We start from the raw sequence: 26,404 nt of genomic DNA, 5'->3' as shown, positions 1-26,404 counted from the left end.
TGCCGACGGTCAGCCACACGAAGCTGAACGCCTGTTCGCTCGGCAGCGTGCACGATTCCCCTCGCAAGCACCGCTACTTGGCCCGGTAGCCAAGGCGCTTCGAAACTGCCTGCGCACAGGCATCCAGCGCTTTGGCAACCGGGCCGTCCCAATCGGTATCGACCGTGCCGGTCGGCCCCATGATGGTAATCGTCAGCGCAATGTTTCCCGAGTAGTCGAACACGGGCGCGGAAAAGGCAACGATCCCTGGCGTGGGATGGTTGATGCTGCGGGACATGTGGCGCGCCCGCGCTTCCTTGATCATCTCCTCCACAATGGCAGCGTCCAGCGGATGCGCGATATCGGGGCCGAGCCGTACGCGATCGTCCAGCAACAGCTTCTCGGTGAGCTGGCGCGGCTGGAACGCCGAGAAAATCCTGCCGGTTGCCGTATTGGCGAGCGACATGACCGTGCCGGTTCGGATATTCGTGTGGATGGGATAGGACGCATCGATGAGCCGCACGATGACCGGCCCGAGGTTTCCCCATACCGCGAGCGCGACCGCGTGCGACGTTTCTTCCGACAGCGCTTCGGCGAACGGCGTGGCCTCGCGGATGGGGTTGAGCGTCTGCAGGCTGGTCAGCCCGAGCTGGATGGCCATCGGGCCGAGCAGATAGCGACCCGTGACCGGGTCCTGGGCGACGAGTCCGATCTTCCCGAAACTCACCAGATACGGATGGATCTTGCCGGACGGCATGTTTGCCGCCTTCACGAGATCGCGTAGCGCCATCGGCCTGGCCTCGGAGGCCAGCACCTTCAGGATTTCCCCCCCCACTTCAATCGACTGGATGCCGCGGCGTTCTCGCTCGGGTGGCTCGGGTGCCTGGTCGGTCTGGTCCACGGTATGTCCCTGCCATGAGATGGTTAGTGCGCGCAGTATAACACTAGACATTATCTAATGCGTAAGCGTAGGGTTAACTAGTAGATCATTTCAAGCGCGCTAGTACTAATCTAGCAATCATGGCGGCGCCGCTCTTGGCGGCCATACCGCCCGCACTTGAATGGAGAAGTCGATGTCTGCACTGCAACAGGAAAAATGTGATGTTCTGATCATCGGATCAGGCGTCGCCGGCATGTCCGCGGCCATTACCGCCGCCAGCCGGGGCTTGAAGGTCATCGTGGCCGAGAAGGCGAGCTACTACGGCGGCACGACGGCCCGCTCGGGCGGCTGGCTATGGGTGCCGAACACCCATCTGGCCAAGGCATACGGCCATCACGAACAACCGGACCAGGCGCTGACCTATATCCGGAACCAGGCCGGCGCCGGGTTCGACGAGGCGCGTGTACGCGCCTTCCTGGCGAACGGCCCCAAAGCGATCGAGTTCTTCATGTCGAAGACCGCCGTCCAGTTCGACATGCCGCTAACGTTCCCGGACTACCACGCCGAGGCGCCCGGCGCCGCGCAAGGCGGCCGCTCGATGGTGACGCGCCCGTACGACGCCCGCGAACTCGGCCCATTGCTCAAGACCCTCGGCCCCGTGCTGCCGGAACTGACCGTCTTCGGTGTGACGATCGGCTCCGGCAAGGAGATCGTTCATTTCATGCGGGTGACGCGATCGCTGGCGTCCGCCTGGTATGTCACCAAACGCCTGACCAGGCATTTCCTGGAGGTAATGAAGTACGGGCGGGGCATGACGCTGACCAACGGCAATGCGCTGGCCGCGCGACTCGCGAAGTCGGCGGCCGACCTGTCGGTCCCGGTATGGCTGTCGTCGCCTGCCGTGGCGTTGTTGCAGGACGGAGGGCGCGTCACGGGCGCAGTGCTTCAGCGCGACGGCCAGCGGATCAGCGTAAAGGCGCGTCACGGTGTGGTGCTGGCCAGCGGCGGGTTTCCGCACGACCTCGAGCGGCGCAAGGAGACCTACCCGCACGTGCAGGCAGGCCACGGCCACTTCTCGCCAACGCCGCAGACCAATGTGGGCGACGGCGTGCGCATGGCCGAAGCGGTGGGCGGCGTGTTCGACAAGAACCTGTCGAATGCCGCCGCGTGGACGCCCATGTCGCTCGTGCCGCGCAAGGACGGCACGACCGGCATCATGCCCCACTTCATTGACCGGGCGAAACCAGGCGTGATTGCCGTCAGCCTGGATGGCAAGCGCTTTGCCAACGAGGCGAACTCGTACCACGATCTCGTGCAGGCGATGATCGCCGCCTCGAAGGGCAAGCCGGAGACGGCGTGCTGGCTGATCGCCGACCATGCGGCGATCCGGCACTACGGCCTCGGCTTCGTGAAGCCGTTCCCGATGCCGCTCGGGCCGCATCTGCGCAACGGCTACCTCAAGCGCGGCAAGACCATCGAGGACCTTGCGAAGCAGGTCGGTATCGAACCGGCGACRCTCGCCGCCACCGTTCGCCAGTACAACGAARCGGCGCAGTACGGSCGCGAYCCCGAGTTYGGGCGYGGCAGCAAAGCCTACAACCGCTACCAGGGCGATGCGCTGCACACGCCAAATCCCTGCGTCGCGCCGCTGGCCAACGGTCCGTTCTATGCGCTCAAGCTCGTACCGGGCGACCTTGGCTCCTTCATGGGCATCCGTACGAACGAGCACGCCCAGGTCGTCTCCCTGGACGGCGATCCAGTCCCCGGCCTCTACGCAGCGGGCAACGACGCGGCAAGCATCATGGGCGGCGAGTACAGCGGTGCGGGCATCACGCTCGGCCCGGGCCTGACCTTCGGCTATGTCGCGGGCAACCACATCGCCGATCACTCTCAGGCCACGCCCCCGAATGCGAGCGCGGCTTCCGCGCGCGAGCCTCTGGCCATGCACTGAACTCCCTGCCCGATTGTTGTCACCCACGCGGCCGCATTGCGGCGGCCGCGTGGCGGCGTTCACCCTGAATTTCCCTGGATTGCAATCATGCTGATTCCTCAACTCCTGACCGGGAAGGTCGCTTTTATAACCGGCGCGGGCCAGGGCAACGGCCGGGCCATCGCCATCGGCCTCGCCGAGGCCGGCGCGACGGTCGTCGTCACCGACATGAACGAAGCCAATGCCAATGAGACGGCGGCGATGATCGATGCCCGGAACCACGCGGCGCGTGCCTGCGCGCTGGACGTGACCGATGCCGCGCAGTGCCGTGCCGTCGCCGAAGAGATCACCGCCAGCGTCGGCCCCGTCGACGTGCTGGTGAACAACGCCGGCATCCTGATTCGCCAGGGCATCGACAGCGAGCATGCGCTGGACAACCTGCAGCGGGTGATGAAGGTCAACCTCGAAGGGACGTTCAACGTCTGCCACGCGTGGCTGCCGGCCCTGCGACAGACCCGTGGCGCCATTGTCAACGTCGCCTCCATCGCGTCGTTCTCGGGCCAGCCGAACACGCTCGGCTACTCGCCCTCGAAGGGCGCGGTGAAGATGCTGACCCAGTCGCTGGCAGCCGACCTCGCGCGCGACGGTGTGCGCGTCAATGCCATTGCGCCGGGCGTCATCGACACGCCCATGACCGCGTCCACGCGCACGGACCCGGCGAAGCTCGAACGCTTCATGTCCCGTATCCCGATGAACCGGGTGGGGCAACCCGAAGAGCTGGTGGGCGCGGTGCTGTTCCTCGCTTCGTCGATGTCCACCTATGTGACCGGCGTGACCCTGCCCGTGGACGGCGGATACCTCGCCGCCTGACCCTCACAAACGAGGCAGGCGCGGACATCGCGTTTGCCCGCCCATCCAGGAGACAAACGATGAAACAGGCATCCCGCACGATCGACGTGCAGTCCTTCATCGACGCCGAACGCTTTTCCCCCTGCCAGTGGCTGGTCCTCGCCTTCTGCTTCCTCGTCGTGGCGGCTGACGGCTACGACACGGCGGCCATCGGCTTTATCGCTCCGTCGCTGGCGCACGAATGGGGCATCGCCCGCGGTGAACTCGGTGTCGTCATGAGCGCCGCACTGGCTGGGCTGAGCCTGGGCGCGATCTTCGCGGGACCGGTGGCGGATCGCGTTGGCCGCAAGGCGGTACTGGTGGCGGCTGTCACATGCTTCGGAGGATGGACGCTCGTTGCCGCCCAGGCGCAAACCGTTGGCACGTTGACCGTCCTGCGCTTCCTGACCGGCCTCGGACTCGGCGCAGCCATGCCGACGACCATCACGATGATGTCGGAATACGCGCCGTCGCGTCTGCGCTCCCTTGCGGTGAATGCCATGTATTGCGGCTTCTCCGGTGGACTGGTGGCGGGCGGCGCGGCATCGGCCTGGCTGATTCCCCATTTCGGCTGGCGCGGCGTGTTGACGGCTGGCGGCATCGCGCCGCTGGTACTCGCCGTACTGCTGCTTGCGCTGCTTCCGGAGTCGGCCCAGTTCCTGGCGGTGCGCAACGGGGCGCCCGAGCGGATCGCGCGCATCCTGAAGCGCATTGCGCCTCGGCAAACGCTCGAACACTGCGTGTTCGTCGCGCCGATGGCTGCGGCAGGCAAGGCGGGAAAGGCTTCGGCTCTTGCACTCATCCTGTCGGCAGGATACCGGCGGCGCACCGTCATGCTCTGGCTGTCGTGCTTCATGGGTCTGGTGATCTATTACCTGATGACGAACTGGATGCCGACGCTGTTCCGTGAAGCCGGATACAGCGTGGAACGTGGCGCGCTGCTGGCCTCCCTGTTTCCCCTTGGTGGCCTGCTGGGCAACCTTGCTGCTGGCTGGCTCATGGACCGCTTCAATGCCAACCGTACCATCGTCGTGGCGTACCTGCTGGCCGCCGTGCTCGTCATCGTGGTGGGACGCGGTGTCGATCATCCGGAGTTCCTGGGTATCTCGCTTTTCCTTTGTGGCACCCTGGTCACGAGCGCGGCAACTTCGATGTCCACCTACGCCGCAAGCCTCTATCCGACCGAGGCACGCACCACCGGGGTGGCGTGGATGCAGGGCATCGGGCGCATCGGTGGCATGGCGGGCTCCTTTATCGGTGCGGGCCTCCTCGGCCTTGGCTGGGGCTTCGGCGATGTATTCGGCCTGCTCGCGGTGCCGGCGCTGCTCGCGGCGGGGACGGTATTCATGATCGCCAAGCCCCGGCACGCCTATCCGATGGCAAGGGTGGCGGAGTGAGGCGATTCGGGCCTCTCGCCATTGCGGCGGCCATGAGCATGGCGTCCATGCGCGCGTGTGACGCCTTGCTTCCGGCGCTATCGTCGGACTTCGGCGTACCCGTTGGCATGGCAGCGTGGTCCATCTCCGCGTTCGCTTTGGCCTATGGGCTGATGCAACTCGTATTTGGCCCGCTCGGCGACCGCTTCGGCAAGCTTCGCGTCATCACGCTGGCGCTGACCGGCTGCGCCGTTGCGCATGTCATGGCCGCCGTGGCCCCGACCATGCCCGCCCTCGCGCTGGCCCGGGGACTCTCGGGCGCCGCAGCGGCGGGGGTCATCCCCATGAGCATGGCGATGATCGGCGATACGGTTCCGGCGAGGGACCGGCAGCAGGTGCTTGCCCGCTTCTTCCTCGCGACCATCGGCGGGACGATCGGTGGCCAGTGGATGTCCGGCCTGCTTGCCGACTGGCTGCACTGGCGCGTTGTCTTCTGGGTGCTGGCGACGGGGTCTGGCGTTGCCGCGCTCGCCGTGCGGACGCGGGGCTCGGGCCTGGTCTCCCACCTGGCTGCCAGGCGTTCATTCGGGGAGCAGTTCCGCAGCGTGCTGGGTCAGCCGCGCGCAAGGCTGCTGTTCGCAGTGACGGCAATCGAAGGCCTGTTCACCCTGGCGGGATTTGCCTTCGTGCCGACCTACCTGCACGGCCGCTTCGGGCTCGGCCTGGGCGCGGCCGGCGCCGTGATGGCGATGTATGGTGCTGGTGGCCTGGCCTATGTGGCGGTCTCAGGCGTGCTGTTCAGGCGCCTGGGGCCTGATGCGCTGGCCGCCCTCGGCGGCATGCTCCTGGGCGCAGCCTTTGCCATCGTGGCGCTCGGACCACGGTGGGAATGGAGCGTCCCCGGATGCTTCCTCGGCGGACTCGGCTTCTACATGCTTCACAACACCTTGCAAACGCAGGCGACCGAGGTGTTCCCGCCATCGCGCGGCACGGCGGTCGGGCTGTTTGCCGCGAGCCTGTTCCTGGGACAGGCGATCGGCATGAGCGGCGCCGCGGCCGTCGCCGGAACGCTGGAAGCGCGATGGTTGTTCGCCGCCGCCGCCGTGGCCCTTCCCGTTCTCGGCCTGGCATTCGGCGCACGGCTCCGCGCGGACGCTCCCCGTCACCGCCCCGGATAGCCAGGCGGCACAATGAACGCCCGCGGAAAACCCTGAACTTCGATACACCGGCCCACCAACGATTCCATCAACTCGTTGTATCGACCGCTTGAATCCGCAGCCAGTTTCGGCCACTGATCGTCTCCGACCAGGCGGCCGCTCTCGACCTGGTTTGCGACGTAGCTCAATAGAAGCCTCCCGACTTCAATGCATCGATGGCCATGTTTGCGCCGAGGGCAAGCAGAACAACGCCCATAGTCCAGCGTTGAGCAAGCAGAAGTCCCGGGCGGCTGGAGAGGAACCTCGCCATGCTGCCGGAGCAGACCGCCACAAAGCCATTGACCGATGCGAATGCCACAATCAGCGACGAACCGAGCACGAGCGATTGCCTCAGCACGCTGCCGTCCTGATGGTTGATGAATTGCGGCAGGAGCGACAGAAAGACCATCGCGAGCTTGGGATTCAGCAAACTAGTCGTTGCGCCCATCGCGAAGAGCCGGCGAGGCTGTTCGCGAGGCAGATCGCGAACCTCCAGAGGCGAACGGCCCCCAGGCCTCACGGCCTGCCACGCCAGATAGAACAGATACACGGCGCCCACCGCACCCAACGCGCTGCCTGCATAAGGCACCCTCAGGAAAAGCGCCGTGATGCCGAATGCTGCCCCGAACATATAGACGAGGTATCCGAGCATGACGCCTGCAAGCGATATCAGGCCGGCCGCAGGTCCTTGCGCAATCGAGCGCGACATCACGTAGATCATGTTCGGACCCGGTGTCACGGCAAGCATTCCGCCGACCGCCAGAAATCCGTAAATCGATACCGTACCGTGCATTTTTGTGGGCTCGTTCAAGTGGTCATCCCAAGCAGTATCGGTCCGATGCATACTCAAGTAAAACGCATTAAACTGAATCCATTGCTCAGCTTTTCTGACCAAAATGAAGAAGCTCGATCTGGACGTTCTTGAAATGGTTGTGGCGGTCGCCGATACAGGTTCATTTGTTCGGGGTGCGGAGTCCGTGCATCGATCGCCATCGGCGGTGAGCATGCAGATCAAGGCGCTTGAACAAGCGCTGGGAAAACCGCTCTTCGTGCGAAGCACCCGCAACGTGGCGATTACGGCAGAGGGCAGGACGCTTCTGGACTATGCCCGCCGAATGCTTGCCATGCGGGAGGAAGCATGGGCGTCGATCGTTCGCCCGGAGATAAAGGGCCGGGTCACCATCGGCGTTCCTGACGACTACGCTTCATCGTTGCTGCCACAGGTTCTGGGAAAGTTCGCGGTTGCTCACCCGCGTGTCGAAATCCGGGTCATCGGCCTGCCCAGCAGTGCGCTCGCTCCCTTGCTCAAAGACAATACGCTGGACCTGGCCTGCATCACGAAAACAAGGGGCATCGCGGGCGAATTCATCCGGTTCGAGCCGATGGTGTGGGCCGGGTCGGCCGCAAGGAAAGTATGGAAAGAACGCCCGCTGCCCATCGCCGTCTTCGCACATGGCAGCACCGCGCGTGCCCATGCCATCAGCGCGCTGCAGCGGGAAAATATCAAGTACCGGATGTCCTACGAAAGCCCGAGTCTGCTGGGCCTTGTCAGCATGGTAGAAGCGGGGCTCGCGATAGCGCCCCTCGCAAGATGCAGCGTGCCGGGGCACCTTGTCCAGCTATCCCAGAACGAAGGGTTGCCGCCCCTGGACGAACTCGAGGTCGTGCTTGCCCGCAGCGCACAGTCCGGCCGACCGCCGTGTGATTTTCTCGCCGAGCAGATTCTGGCTGAAATGAGGGGCTAGATCGGTCGTTCAATGGCCGGATATCGACACGATCCGCCCGAATGCCCGACGCCCTGACTGGCGCCCGTGACGATCGCTACTTTCGTGGACATCTCATGTCTCCCGGTCTGGGTAAGCCAATGTTGCTTCAGTGAACGACTACCATCTTTCCGCCGGCTTCATTGGCTTCCATCACCCGATGCGCCTCATGGATCTGATCAAAGCCGAACACCCGGGACGGAGTCACCTTGAGACGGCCAGCCGCCACGTCTTCTGCGATTTTCTGAAGCGGTACGTCGGACAGCGGAAAACCCGGGGTGCCGAACACGAAACTACCGAAAAAGGTCAGATACACGCCGCTCGCCATTTGCAGGAGTGGGTTGAAGTCCGCGATCGGAGCCAGGCCGCCCAACCAGCCCGCAAGACAGGCACGGCCACCCCGTCGCAGCATCGCCAGCGAATCGAGAATGGTGCTGTTGCCGACGAGGTCGAGTACCGCGTCAACCTGCTTTGCCTCGGCAATTCGCTGCGAAAGGTCCGGTCCCTCGAGCTCGACACGTGCCACGCCCAGGCCCTCCAGCATCTCGAAGCGCTCGCGATTGCGTGTTGTTGCGATGACCCGCGCACCGGCATTGACCGCCAGTTTCACCGCCGCCTGTCCAAACGATGATGTCGCACCGCGGATGACCAACGTCTGTCCCTCCGTGATCTCGAGATTGCGAAACAGGCAGGTCCATGCGGTCGCATAGGTTTCGGGGATGGCCGCCAGTTCGGCCCACGACAGGTCTGACTCAATCAATGCGACGTTGGACACCGGTGCGCGCGTGTATTCCGCATAGCTCCCGTTGATGGTTCGACCTAGACCTCCCATCAACGCGGCAACCTTCGCCCCAACCGGGAACTCGCCGCCAGGGCACGACTTCACCACCCCGACGCATTCGATGCCGCTTACCTTTGCGGCTTCGGCCCATTCGCCACGCCGCATATGCATCTCTGCGTGGTTGATGCCAAATGCCTTGATTTCGATTACCACGTGGCCCGCCAGCGGTTCGGGTTCAGGCAACTCTGTGTAGACAAGGCCATCCAGACCGCCGAATTTCTCGATCACGATTGCACGCATATTGCTGCTCCTTTGGTTGAACAATCAATTTGATTGGCGTGTCTGGTCGCTACATATCGACCACACACACCCACACTTCAGGTAACAAGAAAATCACGCATGGCCGCGGCGATTTCTGTCGCATGCGTCTCGAGCGCGAAGTGGCCCGTATCGAGAAAGCGCACCACCGCGCCAGGGATGTCACGCTTGAATGCCGTAGCGCCAGCAGGCAGGAAGAATGGATCATTTTTCCCCCAGACGGCGAGGAACGGAGGCTTGTGCGTTCTGAAATACTGCTGAAACGCGGGATACAACGCGACATTGCTTTGGTAGTCGCCAAACAGGTCCAGTTGAATCTCGTCCGCGCCGGCACGGCCCAAGTAAAAGTTATCCAGCGAATACCCGTCCGGCGATACCGAAGCCGTGTCAGATACCCCGTGTGTGTACTGCCAGCGTGTCGTTTCCGGAGTCAACAGGGCCCGCAGTGCCTCACGGTTTCCCTGCGAAGGATCTCGCCAATAAGCCCGGATAGGATTCCAGCCTTCGCTGAGTCCTTCTTCGTAAGCATTGCCGTTCTGGGAAATGATCGCGGTGATCCGCTCCGGATGGTTCAGCGCAAGCCGAAAGCCCGTCGGCGCGCCGTAGTCGAATACGTAGACGGCAAAGCGATCGAACCCGATCACTTCGGTAAAGCGGCTGATCACGTCGGCGATGTTGTCGAACGTGTAGGCGAAGGTGTCATGGGCCGGCATATCCGAACGACCAAACCCAGGTAGATCCGGCGCAACCAGATGGAAGCGGTCGGACAGTTGAGGAATCAAATCCCGAAACATGTGGCTCGAGCTTGGAAAGCCGTGGAGGAGCAGTACTTTCTGGGCACCGGCACGACCGGCTTCTCGATAAAACACATTGAAGCCGTCGACGTCGGCGTGGCGATAGGCAATAGCGGACATGAGGTTCTCTCTCGTGAGTTGATGACGTGACCGGTGGTTAACACGCGTTGGAAACAGCAACCAACATGCGAAGTGACCGCCGCTTTCCAGGCTGGGCGTCGCCGACAAGCACAACCGGTTGTTCGATTCGTTGCAGCGCTCTGTCCAGTACGGCGATGTCTTCGCCGGACGACATCACCGGCACGGATGCCGCCCTTGCATTGACGCCTCGCTCCGCCAGACCGCTAATCACCTTCCTGCAACTCGCTCCGTCCGCCCAGGCGCCATCCCCTAGCGCCGCTTTCACGTCTCCACGAGGCATTTCTCGCTCCTTTCAATCTTCCAGCCGTTTGCAATGCACACGCTCCGAACCCGAGTAACCGTTCTGCTGTGTTCATGTAGGTTAGTTTCTTGTTGTGTAACTTGTCAAGACGATTTTAAGGGGTTACCATGGCCTCCATCAACACTGCACATCAGGTCACTTGAGATGGACTACCGACGACTTCCCGCAATATTCGTGGCCGATGCGCAGGGCCTCGATTTCCTGAACTCGGTTGCCACGCCGACGAGTGAGCAAGTCGACTGGATCGGTGATGGGGAAGGCCTTCTTGCGTGGCTAGAACAGGCAGGTTTGGTGCCTCGCAGCACGCTCGACGCGCTACGGTCGGAGTCGATGCCCGGCGAACTCGATGGCGTCGCGGCACAGGCGCGAAGTCTGCGGGAATGGTTCAGGGGATTTGTCCAGCGTACGAAGGGACGACCGCTGGTCGCCGAGGATTTGCGTGAACTCGAACCTCTAAACCGCCTGCTTGAGCGGGACGAAGGGTATGCCGAGATCGTCGCCAACGCGCCAGGTGCGCCAACGGCCTTCGGACTACGTGCGACTCGACGGTGGCGCTCGCCGGAGTCGTTGCTGATGCCGATCGCCGAGATACTCGCGAAACTCGTGTGTGAAGAAGACTTCTTGCATGTGAAAGCGTGCGAGGGTCCTCAGTGCACGCTGATGTTTGCCGATCACACGCGGGGCCATGGCCGCAGATGGTGCAGCATGGCGATCTGCGGCAACCGGGCCAAGGTTGCGGCTCACCGGAAGCGGCTCAAGGAGCGGGCACTCGGCTGAGGTGATGGGTGACCTCGGCTGGGCTGGGCCGACAGGCCCGATCCGGCCACAAGGTGACCGATTTTCTGTTTGAACGGTTACTCGGTGAAGACAACGAGGACTTACTTGAACGAGTTCGGCTGCCTGTTGCGGCCGCTCACGCGTCCTTCAGGGACTGGCGGAAGCGTGTCCGGCAGCCGACATCACAGCGCTGATTTCGGATGCCTTTTCAAGGGCCGGCGCGCCCAGTCATCAAAGCCATCGGCTACCAAACAGTTTCTGCCTACCGCCCTACGCGCAGTCAGTGGACGCGTCGGCCGAAATGCAAAGCGCCGAATCTAGTGGGCCAGCCGAGATCTTTCCGCGACCGCCAATCTGATTTGTGGGATCACGATGCTCTCGAGGCCCGCGACACCATGGCCTTGCGCCCAGATTTCCTTATCGACCGCAGCAAAGAATGCCGGAGTACCGCGAGCGCGAAGAATGGGTTTCCCGTTAGGCCGGTCTCCAGCGGCCCAAGCGAGATGTTCAGGAAGATCCTTGCTCCGGACGTTAGAGTTAAACCCGCCGAGGCTGATCTCGACGTACTCGATCTGGTGGAATTCCGGCAGCGACTTCCGCATTATGTCCATAGAGCCAAAGTACTCGGCTTTGTAGCCACGGCATGCCACGCAGTTGTTTGCTCCAAGGTAGACCAGACTAATGCGTGACCCTGCCACCACATGCAGCGGACCAGACGACGGATAGCGCCCTACTCCACCTACACTAGGCGCGACGTTGGACGCTATCGCAGAGACTTCTTCTGTGGAGAGCCGAGTCATCCGAATGGCGGCGTGCTTTCCGTTTGCGCCATCAAATGTTCCTTCGAGGCTCTCTTCGCCTGACCGCAGAGATACTACGATTCGAGAGCCGGCATTTGTGACAAATGAAATCTGCAATCTGTCGCCGGTGAATCGCGCGTCAAAGTCCGTTACCTGCGACAGCGTCTTAGCATCGATCCAGCCATACCGGATATCACCCACCCGGATCTTCCCTGACTCTGCAGAGGCGTCCACAATTCGAAGCAGTCGCTCTCTTTTCTCTCCTTCGACCACAACCAACCAAGTACCATCGAGGGTCTCGCCGATCTGGTCGGCGCCCTTTGCCGTCGATGGCAGCAGTACCAAAGTGGCTCTGATGAATTCTCGGCGGTCCATTTCTTCCCCCTTGGCGCTGAAGCGACAGATCAAGTATGAACCCCTCGTCAATCTCTAGCCATCCGGACACCCCTTCTGTCCGGCGGGGAAGATGCGGGTAGCTCCGGGGCCAGGCTGCGCGACCGTTTCGCAAGCGCTGGATGATGTCCGAGATGGGCTCGGGCACGGCCGTTCACCAATGGCGGGCATCTTTCGGCTGAGGATTCAACCGCTCGACAACAACCGTCCGATGCGGACGTCGGGCGTCCCGACCTAGACACTTGCGAGAATCCACATGATTCAAATGAGTCAACCCGAAGACGTGCCCCACGCGTTTCAGACTGCTTGGAACAGCCACGACATGCAGTCCCTCGGCGCGTTGTTCCATGAGAATGCGACATTTGTGAACCGGTTCGGGCACTACGTGCGCGGCGTCGAGGCGATTATCAAGCTGCATGCGCCCATCCACGCAACTATCTACAGCGATTCCACGCTGGATAACGAACTGATCGACGTGATCCCCATCGGCGACGATGCGGCGGTCATTCACTTCTGGAGCCGCCTCACGGCCGGTGCGGCTCATCCGGCGGGCCCGCACGCTGTCGACACGCTGATCCTTGCCGTGCTGACGCGACAGGTTGGCAAGTGGCGAATCAAGGCGCTCGAGAATGTCACCCTGACGAATCCGCGCACGGGAGAAGCCGTCTTGAGAGACGACCGGAGTCCTTGATCGAGCCGCAAAGCTGCTTTCACGACGCACGAGGTTGTCTCGCTTGCCGGCTATCAGGCCCAAGAAGTAGCTCGCCCCGGACAAGGCCGGGGCGAGCTACCGATTCATCCGCCGCCGGCCCGTCTGCCCGTCTGCGATCAGATAGCCGGTTGCACCGCCATCCACCTCTCCTCATTGCTTGCCGCCGCCACTTGTTTGCCAATTGAATCGCCCAGGCGCGTGGCATCGGCGTAGATGGTGTCATGCTTCATTTCGGACACGCCATGCACGCCCGTCCCTGCGGCAGCGGCGACCGCCACGTGTCCGGCTATGGCGCCCACGCCAGCGGTCTCGGCAATGCCCGGGATATGACCACTGTCGGCATTGGCGACAAAGCTCTGCAGCGGCACCGGCGCGCCGTTGGCCGGCTTGTAAGAGATGCGCACCTGCACGCCGACCTCGCTCTTGCCGGCGCCAAGGCCGACCAGCAGTCGACGACGGCTAGTGCCTTCATCGATCTTGCGGAAGTCGCCTTCCACGATCAGCGCGTTGGCATTGGCCGGTGCAGGGGCGTCCGAGCGCACAGCGTTCAGGCCCTGCCCACGCAGCGTGCGCACAATCTCGTTGGCCACCTGTTCGCGTGCCTCGGAAGCCTCCTGCGATTGCTCGCCGGCAGCCGAGCTTCCTGTGGCCATCGTCTTCACCTTCTGCATGAAGCCACCGTCAAGTCGTACCTGACCGGCATCGGCGCTAAACGCATGCACGTAGATGACATCGGCCTGCACCGTCTGCAGCAGGCCAGGACGGCTGATGTCGGTGACACCGGCATTGGCGTAGCCGGCCGTCAGCATTGCGCCCGTCGCGAGAGCGGCAATGGCCAGGCGCTTGATCTTGGTGGCAGTGGTTTGGAGAGTGGTGGGCATCTTGAATCCTTCAGTTTGTCGATGCGCTGCGGCGCGGTGAACAGAGTATGGAAAACGGCGGCGTCGTAAGCCAGGCAGGAATTATTTCGTCCGATGTCACGGCCTTCGGCGCGGGTTGCGAGGTCGGACATGAACGCTCACACGGCGCCAATGCTGTGACCTCGCGGTCTCAGCGCACAACGTAGATGGGACGAGAAGCGACGTAGACGGTACGCCGGCTGGCCTTCACGACCACCGCCGGCAGCGGCGCTACGGCCACGTACACCACCTTCGGTGCAGGCTTGATAACCACTACTGGCTTCACGACCACTGTCGGCGCGGTCGTCACCGCAACCGTCGCCCGGGCGACATGAACGGGAGCCGGAGCGACCACCACGGTCGAGGCAGACGCCTGGCCGCTGGCCAACAGCATCACGGTGCCGGCAACGGTGCCAAGGAAGCGGGAGATTCGAGAGAAGCGCGAGGTCATCACAAGTCCTTCAGTTTCAGTTTCGGTTTCAGCCAGCCGGTGCGGCGCGGCGACGGACCGAACTATAGGTCGGGGACTTGTGAATCTCGCGGTGGAAAACATGTCACGGCGTTACACGATCGCGGCGTCGAACAGCCGCGCGGATTCACGGCCGGATGCGATGGACATTGGCGTCTGTCCTGCACCCGCCATGGTTCCACGACCCATGACATGGGCCGACATAATTGCCGCATGGCGCCCTCCCCGACCGACTCCTACAGTTGGCTCACCGACGCAGCAACGTCACCGCTCAACACACAGGACGATCATGGAAAACCTCCACAAGATAGCGCTCTTCGCCACGGTCATCGTCGTGGCCGCCTCACTGGTAGAAGCCTTCTTCCTGGCACGCAAGGCGCGTCAGGGAGGCAAGGACTACCCCTGGCACGAAATGGGCCTGTCGCTGGCCGACATGGCCGGCCGCAAGCTGACGGCACTGCTGCCGCTCTCGCTGGCCACGCCGATCTTCGCGTTTGCCTGGGACCACCGCATCTTCACGATCCAGATCAACGGCGTGCTCGCGGTGCTGCTGCTCTTCATCGCCCAGGAGTTCTGCTACTACTGGTACCACCGCGCCTCGCACCGTATCCGCTTCTTCTGGGCCACCCACGCCGTGCATCACTCGCCCAATGAGCTGACGCTGGGCACCGCCTACCGCCTGGGCTGGACCGGCAAGATCACGGGCACCGCCATCTTCTTCGCACCGCTGGTGTTCCTGGGTGTGCGTCCGGAAGTGGTGCTGGCCACGCTGAGCCTGAACCTGCTGTACCAATTCTGGCTGCACACCACCTGGATCCCCAAACTTGGCTGGCTCGAATACGTGTTCAACACCCCGTCGGCACACCGCGTGCACCATGCCTCGAACGTGGACTACCTCGATGCCAACTACGGCGGCGTGCTGATCATCTTCGACCGGCTGTTTGGCACCTATGTGGAAGAACGTGAAGACGAACCGTGCCGCTTCGGCCTGGTCCATCCGACCACCACGCACAATCCGCTCGTCAACCAGTTCGAGCACTGGGTCAGCCTGGGCCAGGACATGATGAAATCGGGCAACGTGCTGAACGCGATTGGCTACCTGGCCATGCCCCCGGGCTGGGCACCGGATGGCAGGGGCACGACGACAGAGGAACTGCGTCAGCAGCAAACCGTTGAACATGCGGTGGCGGTGAGCGCCAGATAACAGGAAGGGCGATGGAGACACGGGCAGCATGCGCTGCCCGATTTTCTTGGTTTATCGCCGATTTCAGGGAAGGCCGGTGATCCGGCGGCCGAGGCCGGCCAGTTTGCGACGATCCTCGCTCGTGATCGAACGACCGCAGCGGACACGAAGACAGCCACGCGTTCCTGCGCCGGCTCATGACACTGTTCGTTCGACAGACGTCTACAAATCCCCCAGCTATCGTTGCCCGAACATCCGTGCCTGCCGTCACCTCCGACAACTGAAAGCGGGTTTCACATTGCGGAATTTGCTCCGAACTTCCCCAACGCCATCGTTCCGTTCCCCGAAAACGCGTTCCACATTGCGAAATTCAAAGCCTAAGTCATTGAAAAATAAGGACAAACCAACTCTTATGTCTTATATAAGACTTCGCCGCGATGCACCAGAAGCGCCATACAATGATTCCACGCTGATTGCTTCGACACCCGTAGCAACACACGCAACCCTTTCTTCAAACGCGCTTTCTTCTTAGGAATTTCCCATGGCCCAGTATCAAGACGACATCAAGGCAGTCGCCGGTTTGAAAGAGAACAACGGCAGCGCATGGAATGCCATCAACCCTGAGTATGCCGCCCGCATGCGTGCCCAGAACAAGTTCAAGACGGGCCTGGACATCGCCAAGTACACCGCCAAGATCATGCGTGCCGACATGGCCGCCTACGATGCAGACCCGGCCAAGTACACCCAGTCGCTGGGTTGCTGGCACGGCTTCATCGGCCAGCAGAAGATGATCTCCATCAAGAAGCACTTCAACAGCACCGAGCGCCGCTACCTTTACCTGTCCGGCTGGATGGTGGCCGCGCTGCGCTCCGAGTTCGGCCCGCTGCCGGACCAGTCGATGCACGAAAAAACCTCCGTCAGCGCGCTGATCCGCGAGCTGTACACCTTCCTGCGCCAGGCCGACGCCCGTGAACTGGGCGGCCTGTTCCGCGAACTGGATGCTGCCCAAGGCCCTGCCAAGGCCGCCATCCAGGAAAAGATCGACAACCACGTTACCCACGTCGTGCCCATCATCGCGGACATCGACGCGGGTTTCGGCAACGCCGAAGCAACGTACCTGCTGGCCAAGCAGTTCATCGAAGCGGGCGCATGCTGCATTCAGATCGAAAACCAGGTGTCCGACGAGAAGCAGTGCGGCCACCAGGATGGCAAGGTCACCGTGCCGCACGAGGACTTCCTGGCCAAGATCCGCGCCATCCGCTATGCCTTCCTGGAACTGGGCGTGGACGACGGCATCATCGTGGCCCGTACCGACTCGCTGGGTGCCGGCCTGACCAAGCAGATCGCCGTGACCAACACGCCGGGCGACCTGGGCGACCAATACAATTCCTTCCTCGATTGCGAGGAATTGTCGGCCGACGCACTGGGCAATGGTGACGTCATCATCAAGCGCGACGGCAAGCTGCTGCGCCCCAAGCGCCTGCCCAGCAACCTGTTCCAGTTCCGCGCCGGCACGGGCGAAGCGCGCTGCGTACTGGATAGCGTCACCGCACTGCAAAACGGCGCTGACCTGCTGTGGATCGAGACCGAAAAGCCGCATATCGCCCAGATCGGCGGCATGGTCAGCGAGATTCGCAAGGTCATCCCGAACGCCAAGCTGGTGTACAACAACAGCCCGTCGTTCAACTGGACCCTGAATTTCCGCCAGCAGGTGTATGACGCGATGAAGGCCGCGGGCAAGGATGTGTCGGCATACGAGCGCACCCAGCTGATGAGCGTGGAATACGACCAGACCGAACTGGCGAAGCTCGCCGACGAAAAGATCCGGACCTTCCAGGCCGACGCGTCGCGCGAAGCAGGTATCTTCCACCATCTGATCACGCTGCCGACCTACCACACCGCCGCACTGTCGACCGACAACCTGGCCAAGGAATACTTCGGCGACCAGGGCATGCTGGGTTATGTGGCCGGCGTGCAGCGCAAGGAAATCCGTCAGGGCATCGCCTGCGTCAAGCACCAGAACATGTCCGGCTCGGACATCGGCGACGACCACAAGGAGTATTTCAGCGGCGATGCAGCCCTGAAGGCGGCAGGTAAAGACAACACGATGAACCAGTTCTGATACCAGTAGTACGCCTCAAACAAAGCGCCAACCCAAAACGGGTTGGCGCTTTTTTTTGTCCGGCGACATGGCTCGCAGGGGTCCTCATCGAACGTTTCCCGGCCAGTTGAGTCTTTCGATCCGAGACGCGATATGACCGAACTGCCCCGCAAGCTGTCACCCGACATGAGGGGGAACCCCTCTCCGCGCCATGCTGAAAGCACACGGCGAACGCGCCTTGCCTGGCGCCTAGACTTGCGCCACGGCGACGGACGGCTGGATGGCCGCGGCACGGGGCGCCTCCACGCTCCCTGCTCCCGCCCGCTCGATGCCGCACACGAGGTCCGCCGCCTTCTCCCCGATCATGATGGCGGTCGCATTGGTGTTGCCGCCGATCAGCGTCGGCATGATCGAGGCATCCGCCACGCGAAGGCCTTCCACCCCGCGCACGCGCAGTTGCGGGTCGACCACGGAGGCGCTGTCGCCGCCCATGCGGCATGTGCCGACCGGATGGAAGATGACGTCGGTCTTCGCGCGGATGAAGGCGCGCGCCGCCTCGTCATCGCTGCCGTCGAACCGTAGTCCGCCGTAGTTGTGCGGCTGCGGTTCGAGGCGCGCCAGCGGCGGCTGGTCAAGGATGCGCCGGACGATGCCCAGCCCAGCGAGCATGGTGTCCATGTCACGCGGATCGGCCAGCAGGTTCTGGTCGATGCGGGGCGCCAAGCGCGCGTCGGCGGATGCCAGCAGTACCTGCCCCCGGCTGTACGGCCGCAGCACGCAGACGTGCAGGCTATAGCCGTGCGCGCTGCGAGCCGCGGGGTCGCCGAGCGCGGTGGAGAAATGCAGTTGCACGTCGGGCTCCGCCAGCGAGGGGTCAGTCTTCACGAAGCCGCCGGTCTCGGCAATGTTCGAAGCGAACATGCCGAAGCGGTCGCGCCTGTAGCGCCGCCATTCGCCGTATAAGCGGATCGCGCCGCGCACGCTGAAGGCGTACAGGTCGGTGCTGGCCACGCGCTGCTGCAATTTCAGGTTCGGGTGTTCCTGCAGGTTCCGGCCCACGTCCGGGGCGTCGTGCACGACGGGAATGCCGTGCGCCTTCAGGTGCGCGGCCGGTCCCACGCCCGAAGCCATCAGCAACTGGGGCGAGCCGAACGTCCCGCCACTGAGGATGATTTCGCGCCGCGCATGCAGCGTGAGCTGCTGGCCATCGCGCTCGATCACCACCCCGACCGCGCGCTTGCCCTCGAAGACGATGCGCAGCGCCTGCGAGCCGGTCAGCACGTCGAGGTTGTGACGGCCGCCATTGATCGACTCGCGCTTGCCCTGGTGCAGGTACGCCCGCGCGGCATTCCATCGCTCGCCATCGCGCTGGGTGCGCTGGTAGAAGCCCACCCCTTCCTGGTCGGCGCCATTGAAATCGTGGTTGTGGCGCAGTCCGGCACATTGGGCCGCTTGCAGGAACCGGCGGTCGAACGGGTTGGTCGAGCGCGTATCCACCACGTCGAGCGGCCCCTGTCCGCCGTGCCACGCGTCCTCGGCCTTTCCGCCCAGACGTTCGTTGCGTTCCGACCGCTTGAAATACGGCAGCACGTCGTTCCAGCCCCAGCCGTCGCATCCGGCCGCGGCCCAGCGCTCATAGTCCGACGGCGTGCCGCGGATGTAGATCATGCCGTTGATCGACGAACTGCCGCCCAGCCCCCGGCCGCGTGGCTGGTAGCCGATGCGGCCGTCGAGCGCCGGCTGCGGCTCGGTGGCATAGCCGTAGTTGTACGGCCCTGCCTTCGGCACCGTCGACGCGATGCCGATGGGAATCGTGATGGCCGGGCTGAAGTCGTGCCCGCCAGCTTCCAGCAGGGCCACGGTACCGGCATTGCTGTCAGCCAGGCGTGCGGCCACTGCACAACCGGCCGAGCCGGCCCCGATGACGATGAAGTCGTATTGCTGTTGCATGTGTCTGCGTCCTGAACTCGTAGCGACGGCCATTCTGCGTGATTCGCCGCCGCGCAGGCAACAGGCAGCGCGGGTGGCTAGGACAAACCATGGGTGGGCCGGAACTTATCCGATTCTTATGCAGAGGACTTATGTAGAAGCCTTATGCAGAGGCGCGGGACGAGAACACGACGTCCCGATCACAATCGACGCGTCGTTCCTTCCGATGGCAGTGCCGCACATTCATGTCCGAACAGCCGGCTTTGGATATCGCTATTCAGCATGCCGTCGGCATGCACCTGCTGCAGGATCGCAATCAGGGCATTCACGCCGGCCTTGGGGGTCCATTGCTGGCGCACCGCACAGACGATGCGCGCGGTGGTGGGGGCTTCGATGGCCTCCACGACGGCGAAGCGTGACAGGAAGTAATCCGTCGCCGTGAGTTCGAGATCGACAAAGCCGAAGGCGTCGGTGTTCTCGATGACTTTGCATTGCAGCGAGAAATTCTCGATCCTGTGGACGCGGCTTGGCTCCGCGTGTCCGTAGATCTTGCTGACCGTGGGATAGAGCGACAAGTCCCATATCGGGCTGGGCAGCACCATGTCGTAACGAGCGACATCCCCCGCGACTGGCGCGCTGATGCCGAGCAGCGGGTGACCGCGCCTGACGAAAATCGCGGCGGAAAGGGTGGCGATGTACTCGAGCCGGAAGCGCGCCTTGTCCGAGAACGTGGATTCGAGACCGATGGCGACATCGATATCGCCCTGGTCGAGCAGTTGCACGCCACGTTCCTTCGTTCCTGACGTGATGTCCAGCAGGAGCCGCGGATGACGCTGCACCAGGACTTCGAGCGGCCTGGCAAGCATCCACTCGAACGTTGTCGGGAAAATCCCGATGCGCAGGCTGCCGCTGAACGGATCGGTGCGACTCGTTCCGCTCAACAACTCGTCGGCATCAGCCAGGAGGCGCGAAGCCTGCTCGAGAAAGGCGCGTCCTTCGCTGGTCGGCACCACGCCCCGCGAGGTGCGCAGGAAAATCGGGAAACCGATACGCCGTTCCAGGTCGGCAACGCTCTTGGTGACCGCCGACTGGGTCACATTTGCTGCTTCCGCCGCCTTCGAGAAGGAGCCGAACCTGCCCACGGCGACGGCCTGTTTCAGACGAGCATCCATTCCTGTCACTCCCACGTGTTGCGCGGCTATCGGTGGGGGGTGATTCTGCCACGGACGGTGGCGGTGCGTCTCCGGGGCCGGGATCTGTCAGGTATGCCTGGCGGGAATGCGACGGAAAAAGTTGAATTGGACAGGCCCGACACGCGGATGCGAGCATAGAAAAACTGAACGGCGTGCCAGGACCCGCGTTGGGATCCGGTCGAAAAGAATGAAGGAGACAGAGGAATGGACAACTACGATGCCATCGTGGTGGGCGCCGGATTTTCCGGCCTGTACATGCTGCACCGCCTGCGCGAGGCAGGCTTGTCGGCCCGCGTGTACGAGGTCGGCGACAACGTGGGCGGCGTCTGGTACTGGAACCGCTATCCAGGCGCGCGGTGCGATGTCGAAAGCGTCTATTACAACTTCACCTTCTCGAAGGAACTGCTCCAGGAGTGGACCTGGACGAGCCGCTATGCGGAGCAACCCGAGATCCTCGCCTACCTGAATCACGTGGCGGACCGGTTCGACCTGCGCCGCGACATCCGGTTCGACACGCGCGTCGTCTCGGCGCATTACGTCGAAGCGGCCGGCAAATGGCGCGTGGAGACCAACGATGGCCGCGTGGCCATGGCCAAGTACTTCATTTCCGGCGTGGGCTGCCTGTCGACGTCGAGCACGCCCCGCTTCGAGGGACTCGACAACTTTGGCGGCGAGCAGTATCACACGGGAACATGGCCGCACGAGCCGGTAAGCTTCGAAGGCAGGCGGGTCGGCGTGATCGGCACCGGATCGAGCGGCGTGCAGGCGATTCCGCAGGTCGCCCGCCAGGCGGCGCATCTTTACGTGTTCCAGCGCACGGCGCAATACAGCACGCCCGCCGCCAATCGCCCTTACGACCGTCAGTATGTCGAGGAGATCAAGGCGAACTATCCGGCCATCAGGGAACAGGTCCTGAAGTCCTGGGGAGGCACAACGACGCGCCCGCGCGGCGATCGCCGCGCATTCGAGGATACCGAAGCGCAGCGGAGGAATCGCTACGAGCAGGCGTGGAACGAAGGCGGATGGATGCATGGCCTGTACAAGGACCTCGTCACCGATCCGCGCGCCAACGAAACCGTGGGCGAGTTCATCCGTGGCAAGATCCGCGAGATCGTGAAGGACCCTGAGATCGCCGCAAAGCTCGCGCCGACGTACCTGTATGGCGTGAAACGCCCCGTCATGGATACCGGGTACTTCGAGACCTACAATCGCGACAACGTGACGCTGGTCGACGTCAAGGCCGACCCCATTGTGAAGATCACCCCCACCGGCCTGCGCACCCGCGACGCAGACTATCCGCTCGATGCGATCATCTTCGCCACCGGCTACGACGCCATGACCGGGGCGCTGTTCCGGATCGACATCCGCGGCAAGGACGGCGTCAGCCTGCGCGACAAGTGGAGCAACGGCGAACGCATCCGGACCTACCTGGGCCTGGCCACCGCCGGCTTTCCCAACATGTTCATGATCACCGGGCCGGAAAGTCCGTCGGTGCTGTCCAACATGGTCTGGTCGATCGAACAGCACGTCGAGTGGATCGATGCCTGCATCCGCCATATGGAAGTGAACCGGATCGCCGTCATCGAGGCGAAGCCGCAAGCCGAAGAAGCCTGGAGCCGGCATTGCCATGAAGTCGCGGATGCAACGCTCTTCCCGAAGGGCGACTCCTGGTACAACGGCTCGAACGTCGAAGGCAAGAAGATGAGCTTTCCCATCTACCTGGCAGGCATCAGCGTCTATCGGGAGATCTGCGACCGCGTCGCGGCGAACGGCTACGACGACTTCCAGCAAGCCTGAGCGCTTCCCATAGAAGCCGGTGGACCAGACAGCCGGCAAGACRAGTCATCCGGAGACAGACAAACATGGCACTCGACGAGCAGGCCCGCTACATCCTTGACATGATCGCGGCGGCAGGCAGGCCGCCGTTGCACACGTGCACCCCGGAGCAGGCCCGGCAGTCCTTCGACTTTCGCCCGCTGGCCGGCCAGGCGGAAGCGGTCGCGCGCGTGGAGGACGCCATGATCGCCGGTCCCGCGGGCGACATCCGGGTTCGCATCTACACGCCGCATGGGGACGGTCCTTTTCCGGCGCTGGTGTACTTCCACGGTGGCGGCTGGGTCGTGGGCGATCTCGACACGGTCGACGTGCCGTGCCGTCGCTTTGCCAGCCGCGCGGGGTGCGTGGTGGTGTCGGTCGACTACCGGCTCGCGCCGGAGCACCGGTTTCCGGCCGCCACCGAGGACGCCTATGCCGCGTTCCGCTGGCTCGCAGGAAATGCGCGCGAGCAGCACGCCGATCCCTCGCGCATCGCGGTTGGTGGCGACAGCGCGGGGGGCAACCTCGCGGCAGTCGTGGCCCTGATGGCGCGTGACCGCGGCGGGCCGCAGCCCTGTTTCCAGTTGCTGCTCTATCCGGTGACCGATGGCGCGCTGGATACCGCGTCATACCGGGACAACGCGGACGGCTACCTGCTCACGCGCGAGAGCATGACCTGGTTCTGGAACCACTACATGGGCGACGCGGACCGGATGCATCCCTATGCCTCGCCCATGCGGGCGGCCGACCATCGCGGCTTGCCACCCGCCTTCGTGGTCACGGCGGAATTCGATCCGCTGCGTGACGAGGGCGAGGCCTATGCACACCGCCTGGCGGCAGCCGGCACCCCGGTCGAATGCAGGCGGTATGACGGGACCATCCACGGCTTCTGCTGGATGCCCGGCGCGCTCGACAAGGGCCGGCAGGCGCTGGACGACGCGGCAGCGGCACTCGGTGCCGCGTTCCTGAACGGCGTTCGCCTGCATGGCATGGCGAACCCCACAACAACGGACGAGAACGCTTGATATGCGACTGGACGGAAAGGTAGCGATTATCACGGGCGCCGCGGCAGGCATCGGACGCGCGACGGCGCTTCGCTTCGCACAGGAAGGCGCGAGCGTCGTGGTCACCGACATCGACCGCGACGGGGCGGGCGAAGTTGCCGCCGCGATCACGGCAGCCGGCGGCCGCGCCGTCGCGCTGTGTCACGATGTCAGCAGTGAGTCGCAATGGACGGACGTGGCGGGCGCCGCTGTCGAGGCATTCGGCACCGTGGACGTGCTCTTCAACAATGCGGGCATCTTCGTCCTCAAGCCCCTGGCCGACACCACGCTCGGCGAGTGGGAGCGGCTGATGTCAATCAACGTCACTGGCGTGTTCCTCGGCATGAAGCACGTCATGCCGCTGATGGCCCGCGCCGGCAGGGGCTCGGTCATCAACGCGTCTTCCGTCGCCGGGCTGGTCGGCTCGGCGCGGTCAACGATGTACAGCGCCAGCAAGGGCGCCGTGCGCGCCATGACCAAGGGTGCCGCCATGGAGTATGCCGCCCGGGGCGTAAGGGTCAATTCGATCCATCCGGGATTGGTGGATACCGCCATGGCAGACTACGCATCGGGCGCCACGGGACACGGCAAGCAGGCGCTCGGCCACGCCGCGTCGCCGATGGGCCGGCTTGGCACCGTCGGCGACGTCAGCAGCCTCGTCCTGTTCCTCGCCTCGGATGAGTCGTCGTATATGAACGGCGCCGAGCTGGTACTCGACGGCGGCTTCACGGCGGCGTAGCCGCCTGCATTTACCGGATAGCGGAGAATCGGCATGAAACTCAAGGACAAGGTCGCCATCGTCACGGGCGGCGCCAGCGGCATTGGCGAGGCGACGGTACGGCTCTTCGCCGCGGAGGGCGCCCGCGTGCTCATCGCGGACCGCTCGGCGCTCGGGAAGACGCTCGCACGTGAACTGGTCGAGAACGGGTACGACGCGCATGATTGCGAGATCGACGTCTCGCGGGAGGACGACGTGCGCAAGGTGATCGACCAGGTGGTGTCCCGCTTCGGGCGCCTCGACATCATGGTCGCCAATGCGGGCATCGCGCATCCTTCGTCGCCGATCGAGGACGTCGGCATCGAGCAATGGCAGCAGATGATGGACTGACGCGCTCGCTCGGCGTCGCGTATGCGAAGCACGGGATACGCGTCAATGCCGTATGTCCGGGTTTCGTGGAGACGCCGCTCATCGACCGCGCGACTGGAGAGCTCCGCGCGCGGCTCGTGGCGGCGCATCCGATCGGCCGGCTGGGACAGGCCGGGGAAGTCGCGAAGGCAGTGTTGTTTCTGGCCAGCGACGATGCCTCGTTCGTGGTGGGAACGAGCCTGCTGGTGGACGGCGGCTATTGCGCACAATGATGGAGACGCCGGATGCCTGAATTGCGCGTTGCCGCCGCCGTTGGCGCCGCTGTTGTCCTCCTCGCCGCCTGCACGGCGCCGCCCGTCCAGGATGGCAGTCACGGCCAGTCACTGGTGATCCCGGCCACGGTGCCGACGGACCAGCAGATCAGCGATGCCTATCTCTACCTGCTGGGCCGGCTGCTGATATTGCGGCAGGAGCGCCAGGACTTCGAGCGCGAGGGACTGCGCTGGAACCAGGTGGTCCATCGCGCGCCGGGCGCGGTCGCCTGGGCGAATCCGAACCTGGACGTGGCGTATTCCGAAGCGTGGGTTGCCGTCGACGAGACATCCTGCGTGCAACTCGACATTCCGAAGATCGCCGGGCGCTATTACACATGGCAGATGCTCAATGGCTGGGGGGAGACGGTTCTCAATATCAACGAGCGCACCTATCCGGCCCAGCCCGACGGCACCTATGCGCTCTGCCTCAAAGGCGCTAAGGTCAGCCTGCCGGCGGGCATCAGGCGCATCGATCTGCCGGGCAAGACCTTCAGGGTCCTGGCGAGAGTCGAGCTGGGCGCGGACGCCGCCGAAGCGGCGCGTCTCCAGCGCGGATTCAAGCTGACTCCCCTGGTCGAGCCGCGCATCGGGCCCCCCATCCAGGTGCCGGTCTTTACCAACAAGGCGATGCCGGGCGCGGAAGCGTTCGACTGGGCCGACGCCATCCTGGATGGTGAGCCGGACATCAACCCGGGCATGTCGACGATCCGTAGCGAAGTGGCGTCGGTCTCAGTGCTCGCAAGGTCCGGCCCGGACGCGCGGGCAAGGCTCGACCGGGTGATCCGTGGGCAGGCATGGCCGGCGCTTCAGTCGCAGGTCCGGAACCTGGGGACGACCCGGAATGGCTGGGTCCGGGCGGCGGTCACCGGTAACTACGGCAACGACTACAAGATGCGTACCGCGGTCAGCCTGGCAGGCATCTGGGCCAACAACAGCGATGAGGTGACCTACTTCGGCCATCGCGACCTGGAAGGCGGGGCGACCTATTCGCAGACCTTCACCGCCGGGCAACTGCCGGCGCAGCACGCCCGGTACTTCTGGTCGGTGACCGCCGTCGATGCACACGACTACAAGGTCATTCCCAATCCGCTCGACAGGTATCTGCTCAACAAGGAGTCCGCGCTGCAGTACAACCCCGACGGCTCGCTGACGATCGTCTATGCACCCGAGCTGCCGGCCGGAACGCCCCGCTCGAACTGGCTGCCCACGCCTCCCGGCAGCCGCTACAACCTGACCTTGCGCTACTACGGCGCGGACGCCGACATAGCGAATGGGGCGACCTTCCCTGCGCCGCTGGTCAGGCGGCAATGAGCCGTTGCGGCCCCGCCGAGGCAACGGAAAC

At 63.7% G+C, this 26,404-nt stretch carries 22 protein-coding genes and 1 pseudogene; 14 read left to right on the top strand and 9 right to left on the bottom strand.

Annotated features, from left to right (window positions below; all coding sequences use genetic code 11):
• Window positions 1-73: 73 nt before the first annotated feature.
• Window positions 74-880 carry an IclR family transcriptional regulator gene (locus AC1DK4_RS10375; RefSeq protein ID WP_441614038.1) on the bottom strand — a complete coding sequence of 269 codons (807 nt, stop codon included), beginning with the start codon at window positions 878-880 and terminating at the stop codon, window positions 74-76.
• Window positions 881-1,052: 172 nt separating this feature from the next.
• Between AC1DK4_RS10375 and AC1DK4_RS10370 the strand changes: the two genes are divergently transcribed.
• The 4 genes from AC1DK4_RS10370 (at window position 1,053) to AC1DK4_RS10355 (ending at window position 6,231) form a co-directional block, all read left to right on the top strand.
• On the top strand, window positions 1,053-2,810 hold the full coding sequence (locus AC1DK4_RS10370) for an FAD-dependent oxidoreductase (protein ID WP_477131506.1): 1,758 nt from the start codon (window positions 1,053-1,055) through the stop codon (window positions 2,808-2,810).
• An 87-nt stretch (window positions 2,811-2,897) separates the two neighbouring features.
• Window positions 2,898-3,659 carry an SDR family NAD(P)-dependent oxidoreductase gene (locus AC1DK4_RS10365; protein WP_441614036.1) on the top strand — a complete coding sequence of 254 codons (762 nt, stop codon included), beginning with the start codon at window positions 2,898-2,900 and terminating at the stop codon, window positions 3,657-3,659.
• 59 nt (window positions 3,660-3,718) lie between these two features.
• Window positions 3,719-5,074 carry an MFS transporter gene (locus AC1DK4_RS10360; RefSeq protein ID WP_441614035.1) on the top strand — a complete coding sequence of 452 codons (1,356 nt, stop codon included), beginning with the start codon at window positions 3,719-3,721 and terminating at the stop codon, window positions 5,072-5,074.
• On the top strand, window positions 5,071-6,231 hold the full coding sequence (locus AC1DK4_RS10355; RefSeq protein WP_441614034.1) for an MFS transporter: 1,161 nt from the start codon (window positions 5,071-5,073) through the stop codon (window positions 6,229-6,231). Before AC1DK4_RS10360 ends, AC1DK4_RS10355 begins: the two co-directional genes overlap by 4 nt.
• Window positions 6,232-6,394: 163 nt before the next feature.
• Here AC1DK4_RS10355 and AC1DK4_RS10350 read toward each other — a convergent pair whose 3' ends face one another.
• Window positions 6,395-7,042, bottom strand: a complete 648-nt coding sequence (locus AC1DK4_RS10350; protein WP_441614074.1) for a LysE family translocator — start codon at window positions 7,040-7,042, stop codon at window positions 6,395-6,397.
• 103 nt (window positions 7,043-7,145) lie between these two features.
• On the opposite strand from AC1DK4_RS10350, the gene AC1DK4_RS10345 reads away from it, so the two are divergent.
• Window positions 7,146-7,994, top strand: coding sequence for a LysR substrate-binding domain-containing protein (locus tag AC1DK4_RS10345; RefSeq protein ID WP_441614033.1), 849 nt, complete (start codon window positions 7,146-7,148; stop codon window positions 7,992-7,994).
• Window positions 7,995-8,121: 127 nt separating this feature from the next.
• On the opposite strand, the gene AC1DK4_RS10340 is transcribed toward AC1DK4_RS10345, so the two are convergent.
• Both AC1DK4_RS10340 and AC1DK4_RS10335 read right to left on the bottom strand, forming a co-directional pair.
• On the bottom strand, window positions 8,122-9,093 hold the full coding sequence (locus tag AC1DK4_RS10340; RefSeq protein ID WP_441614032.1) for a zinc-binding alcohol dehydrogenase family protein: 972 nt from the start codon (window positions 9,091-9,093) through the stop codon (window positions 8,122-8,124).
• Between the two features lie 77 nt (window positions 9,094-9,170).
• Window positions 9,171-10,025, bottom strand: a complete 855-nt coding sequence (locus AC1DK4_RS10335) for an alpha/beta fold hydrolase (RefSeq protein WP_441614031.1) — start codon at window positions 10,023-10,025, stop codon at window positions 9,171-9,173.
• A 466-nt stretch (window positions 10,026-10,491) separates the two neighbouring features.
• On the opposite strand from AC1DK4_RS10335, the gene AC1DK4_RS10330 reads away from it, so the two are divergent.
• Window positions 10,492-11,124, top strand: a complete 633-nt coding sequence (locus tag AC1DK4_RS10330; protein ID WP_441614030.1) for a CGNR zinc finger domain-containing protein — start codon at window positions 10,492-10,494, stop codon at window positions 11,122-11,124.
• Window positions 11,125-11,441: 317 nt separating this feature from the next.
• Here the strand turns inward: AC1DK4_RS10330 and AC1DK4_RS10325 are convergent, their stop codons facing one another.
• Complete coding sequence (locus AC1DK4_RS10325) at window positions 11,442-12,299, bottom strand: hypothetical protein (protein WP_441614029.1); 858 nt, start codon at window positions 12,297-12,299, stop codon at window positions 11,442-11,444.
• Between the two features lie 274 nt (window positions 12,300-12,573).
• Between AC1DK4_RS10325 and AC1DK4_RS10320 the strand changes: the two genes are divergently transcribed.
• Window positions 12,574-13,008, top strand: coding sequence for an SgcJ/EcaC family oxidoreductase (locus tag AC1DK4_RS10320; protein WP_441614028.1), 435 nt, complete (start codon window positions 12,574-12,576; stop codon window positions 13,006-13,008).
• Window positions 13,009-13,145: 137 nt separating this feature from the next.
• Here AC1DK4_RS10320 and AC1DK4_RS10315 read toward each other — a convergent pair whose 3' ends face one another.
• Both AC1DK4_RS10315 and AC1DK4_RS10310 read right to left on the bottom strand, forming a co-directional pair.
• Window positions 13,146-13,910, bottom strand: a complete 765-nt coding sequence (locus tag AC1DK4_RS10315) for a DUF4410 domain-containing protein (RefSeq protein ID WP_441614027.1) — start codon at window positions 13,908-13,910, stop codon at window positions 13,146-13,148.
• A 169-nt stretch (window positions 13,911-14,079) separates the two neighbouring features.
• Window positions 14,080-14,379, bottom strand: coding sequence for a hypothetical protein (locus AC1DK4_RS10310; RefSeq protein ID WP_441614026.1), 300 nt, complete (start codon window positions 14,377-14,379; stop codon window positions 14,080-14,082).
• A gap of 307 nt (window positions 14,380-14,686) precedes the next feature.
• Between AC1DK4_RS10310 and AC1DK4_RS10305 the strand changes: the two genes are divergently transcribed.
• Window positions 14,687-15,601, top strand: a complete 915-nt coding sequence (locus tag AC1DK4_RS10305; RefSeq protein ID WP_441614025.1) for a sterol desaturase family protein — start codon at window positions 14,687-14,689, stop codon at window positions 15,599-15,601.
• A gap of 520 nt (window positions 15,602-16,121) precedes the next feature.
• Window positions 16,122-17,702, top strand: a complete 1,581-nt coding sequence (locus AC1DK4_RS10300; RefSeq protein ID WP_441614024.1) for an isocitrate lyase — start codon at window positions 16,122-16,124, stop codon at window positions 17,700-17,702.
• A 228-nt stretch (window positions 17,703-17,930) separates the two neighbouring features.
• On the opposite strand, the gene AC1DK4_RS10295 is transcribed toward AC1DK4_RS10300, so the two are convergent.
• Both AC1DK4_RS10295 and AC1DK4_RS10290 read right to left on the bottom strand, forming a co-directional pair.
• A complete protein-coding gene (locus AC1DK4_RS10295) occupies window positions 17,931-19,631 on the bottom strand; it encodes a GMC family oxidoreductase (RefSeq protein WP_441614023.1) in 1,701 nt (566 codons plus the stop codon).
• Window positions 19,632-19,810: 179 nt separating this feature from the next.
• Window positions 19,811-20,782, bottom strand: coding sequence for a LysR family transcriptional regulator (locus AC1DK4_RS10290; RefSeq protein ID WP_441614022.1), 972 nt, complete (start codon window positions 20,780-20,782; stop codon window positions 19,811-19,813).
• 225 nt (window positions 20,783-21,007) lie between these two features.
• Here AC1DK4_RS10290 and AC1DK4_RS10285 point away from each other — a divergent pair, with 225 nt between their 5' ends.
• From AC1DK4_RS10285 to AC1DK4_RS10265, 5 genes and pseudogenes are all read left to right on the top strand, one after another.
• The gene (locus tag AC1DK4_RS10285; RefSeq protein WP_441614021.1) at window positions 21,008-22,600 is read left to right on the top strand and encodes a flavin-containing monooxygenase; all 1,593 of its coding nucleotides are present in this window, start codon (window positions 21,008-21,010) and stop codon (window positions 22,598-22,600) included.
• Window positions 22,601-22,665: 65 nt separating this feature from the next.
• Window positions 22,666-23,643, top strand: a complete 978-nt coding sequence (locus AC1DK4_RS10280) for an alpha/beta hydrolase (protein WP_441614020.1) — start codon at window positions 22,666-22,668, stop codon at window positions 23,641-23,643.
• The gene (locus AC1DK4_RS10275; protein ID WP_477131505.1) at window positions 23,603-24,400 is read left to right on the top strand and encodes an SDR family NAD(P)-dependent oxidoreductase; all 798 of its coding nucleotides are present in this window, start codon (window positions 23,603-23,605) and stop codon (window positions 24,398-24,400) included. Before AC1DK4_RS10280 ends, AC1DK4_RS10275 begins: the two co-directional genes overlap by 41 nt.
• Window positions 24,401-24,433: 33 nt before the next feature.
• Window positions 24,434-25,020, top strand: a pseudogene (locus tag AC1DK4_RS10270) (SDR family NAD(P)-dependent oxidoreductase).
• Window positions 25,021-25,032: 12 nt separating this feature from the next.
• Window positions 25,033-26,373 (top strand): DUF1214 domain-containing protein, encoded by a 1,341-nt coding sequence (locus AC1DK4_RS10265; protein WP_441614017.1) that lies wholly within the window; start codon window positions 25,033-25,035, stop codon window positions 26,371-26,373.
• Window positions 26,374-26,404: the final 31 nt, after the last annotated feature.

The organism is Cupriavidus sp. 05N38, assembly GCF_056397345.1.
The sequence above is the reverse complement of the archived record's forward strand: the minus strand, read 5'-3'. Positions and strand labels throughout refer to the sequence as shown.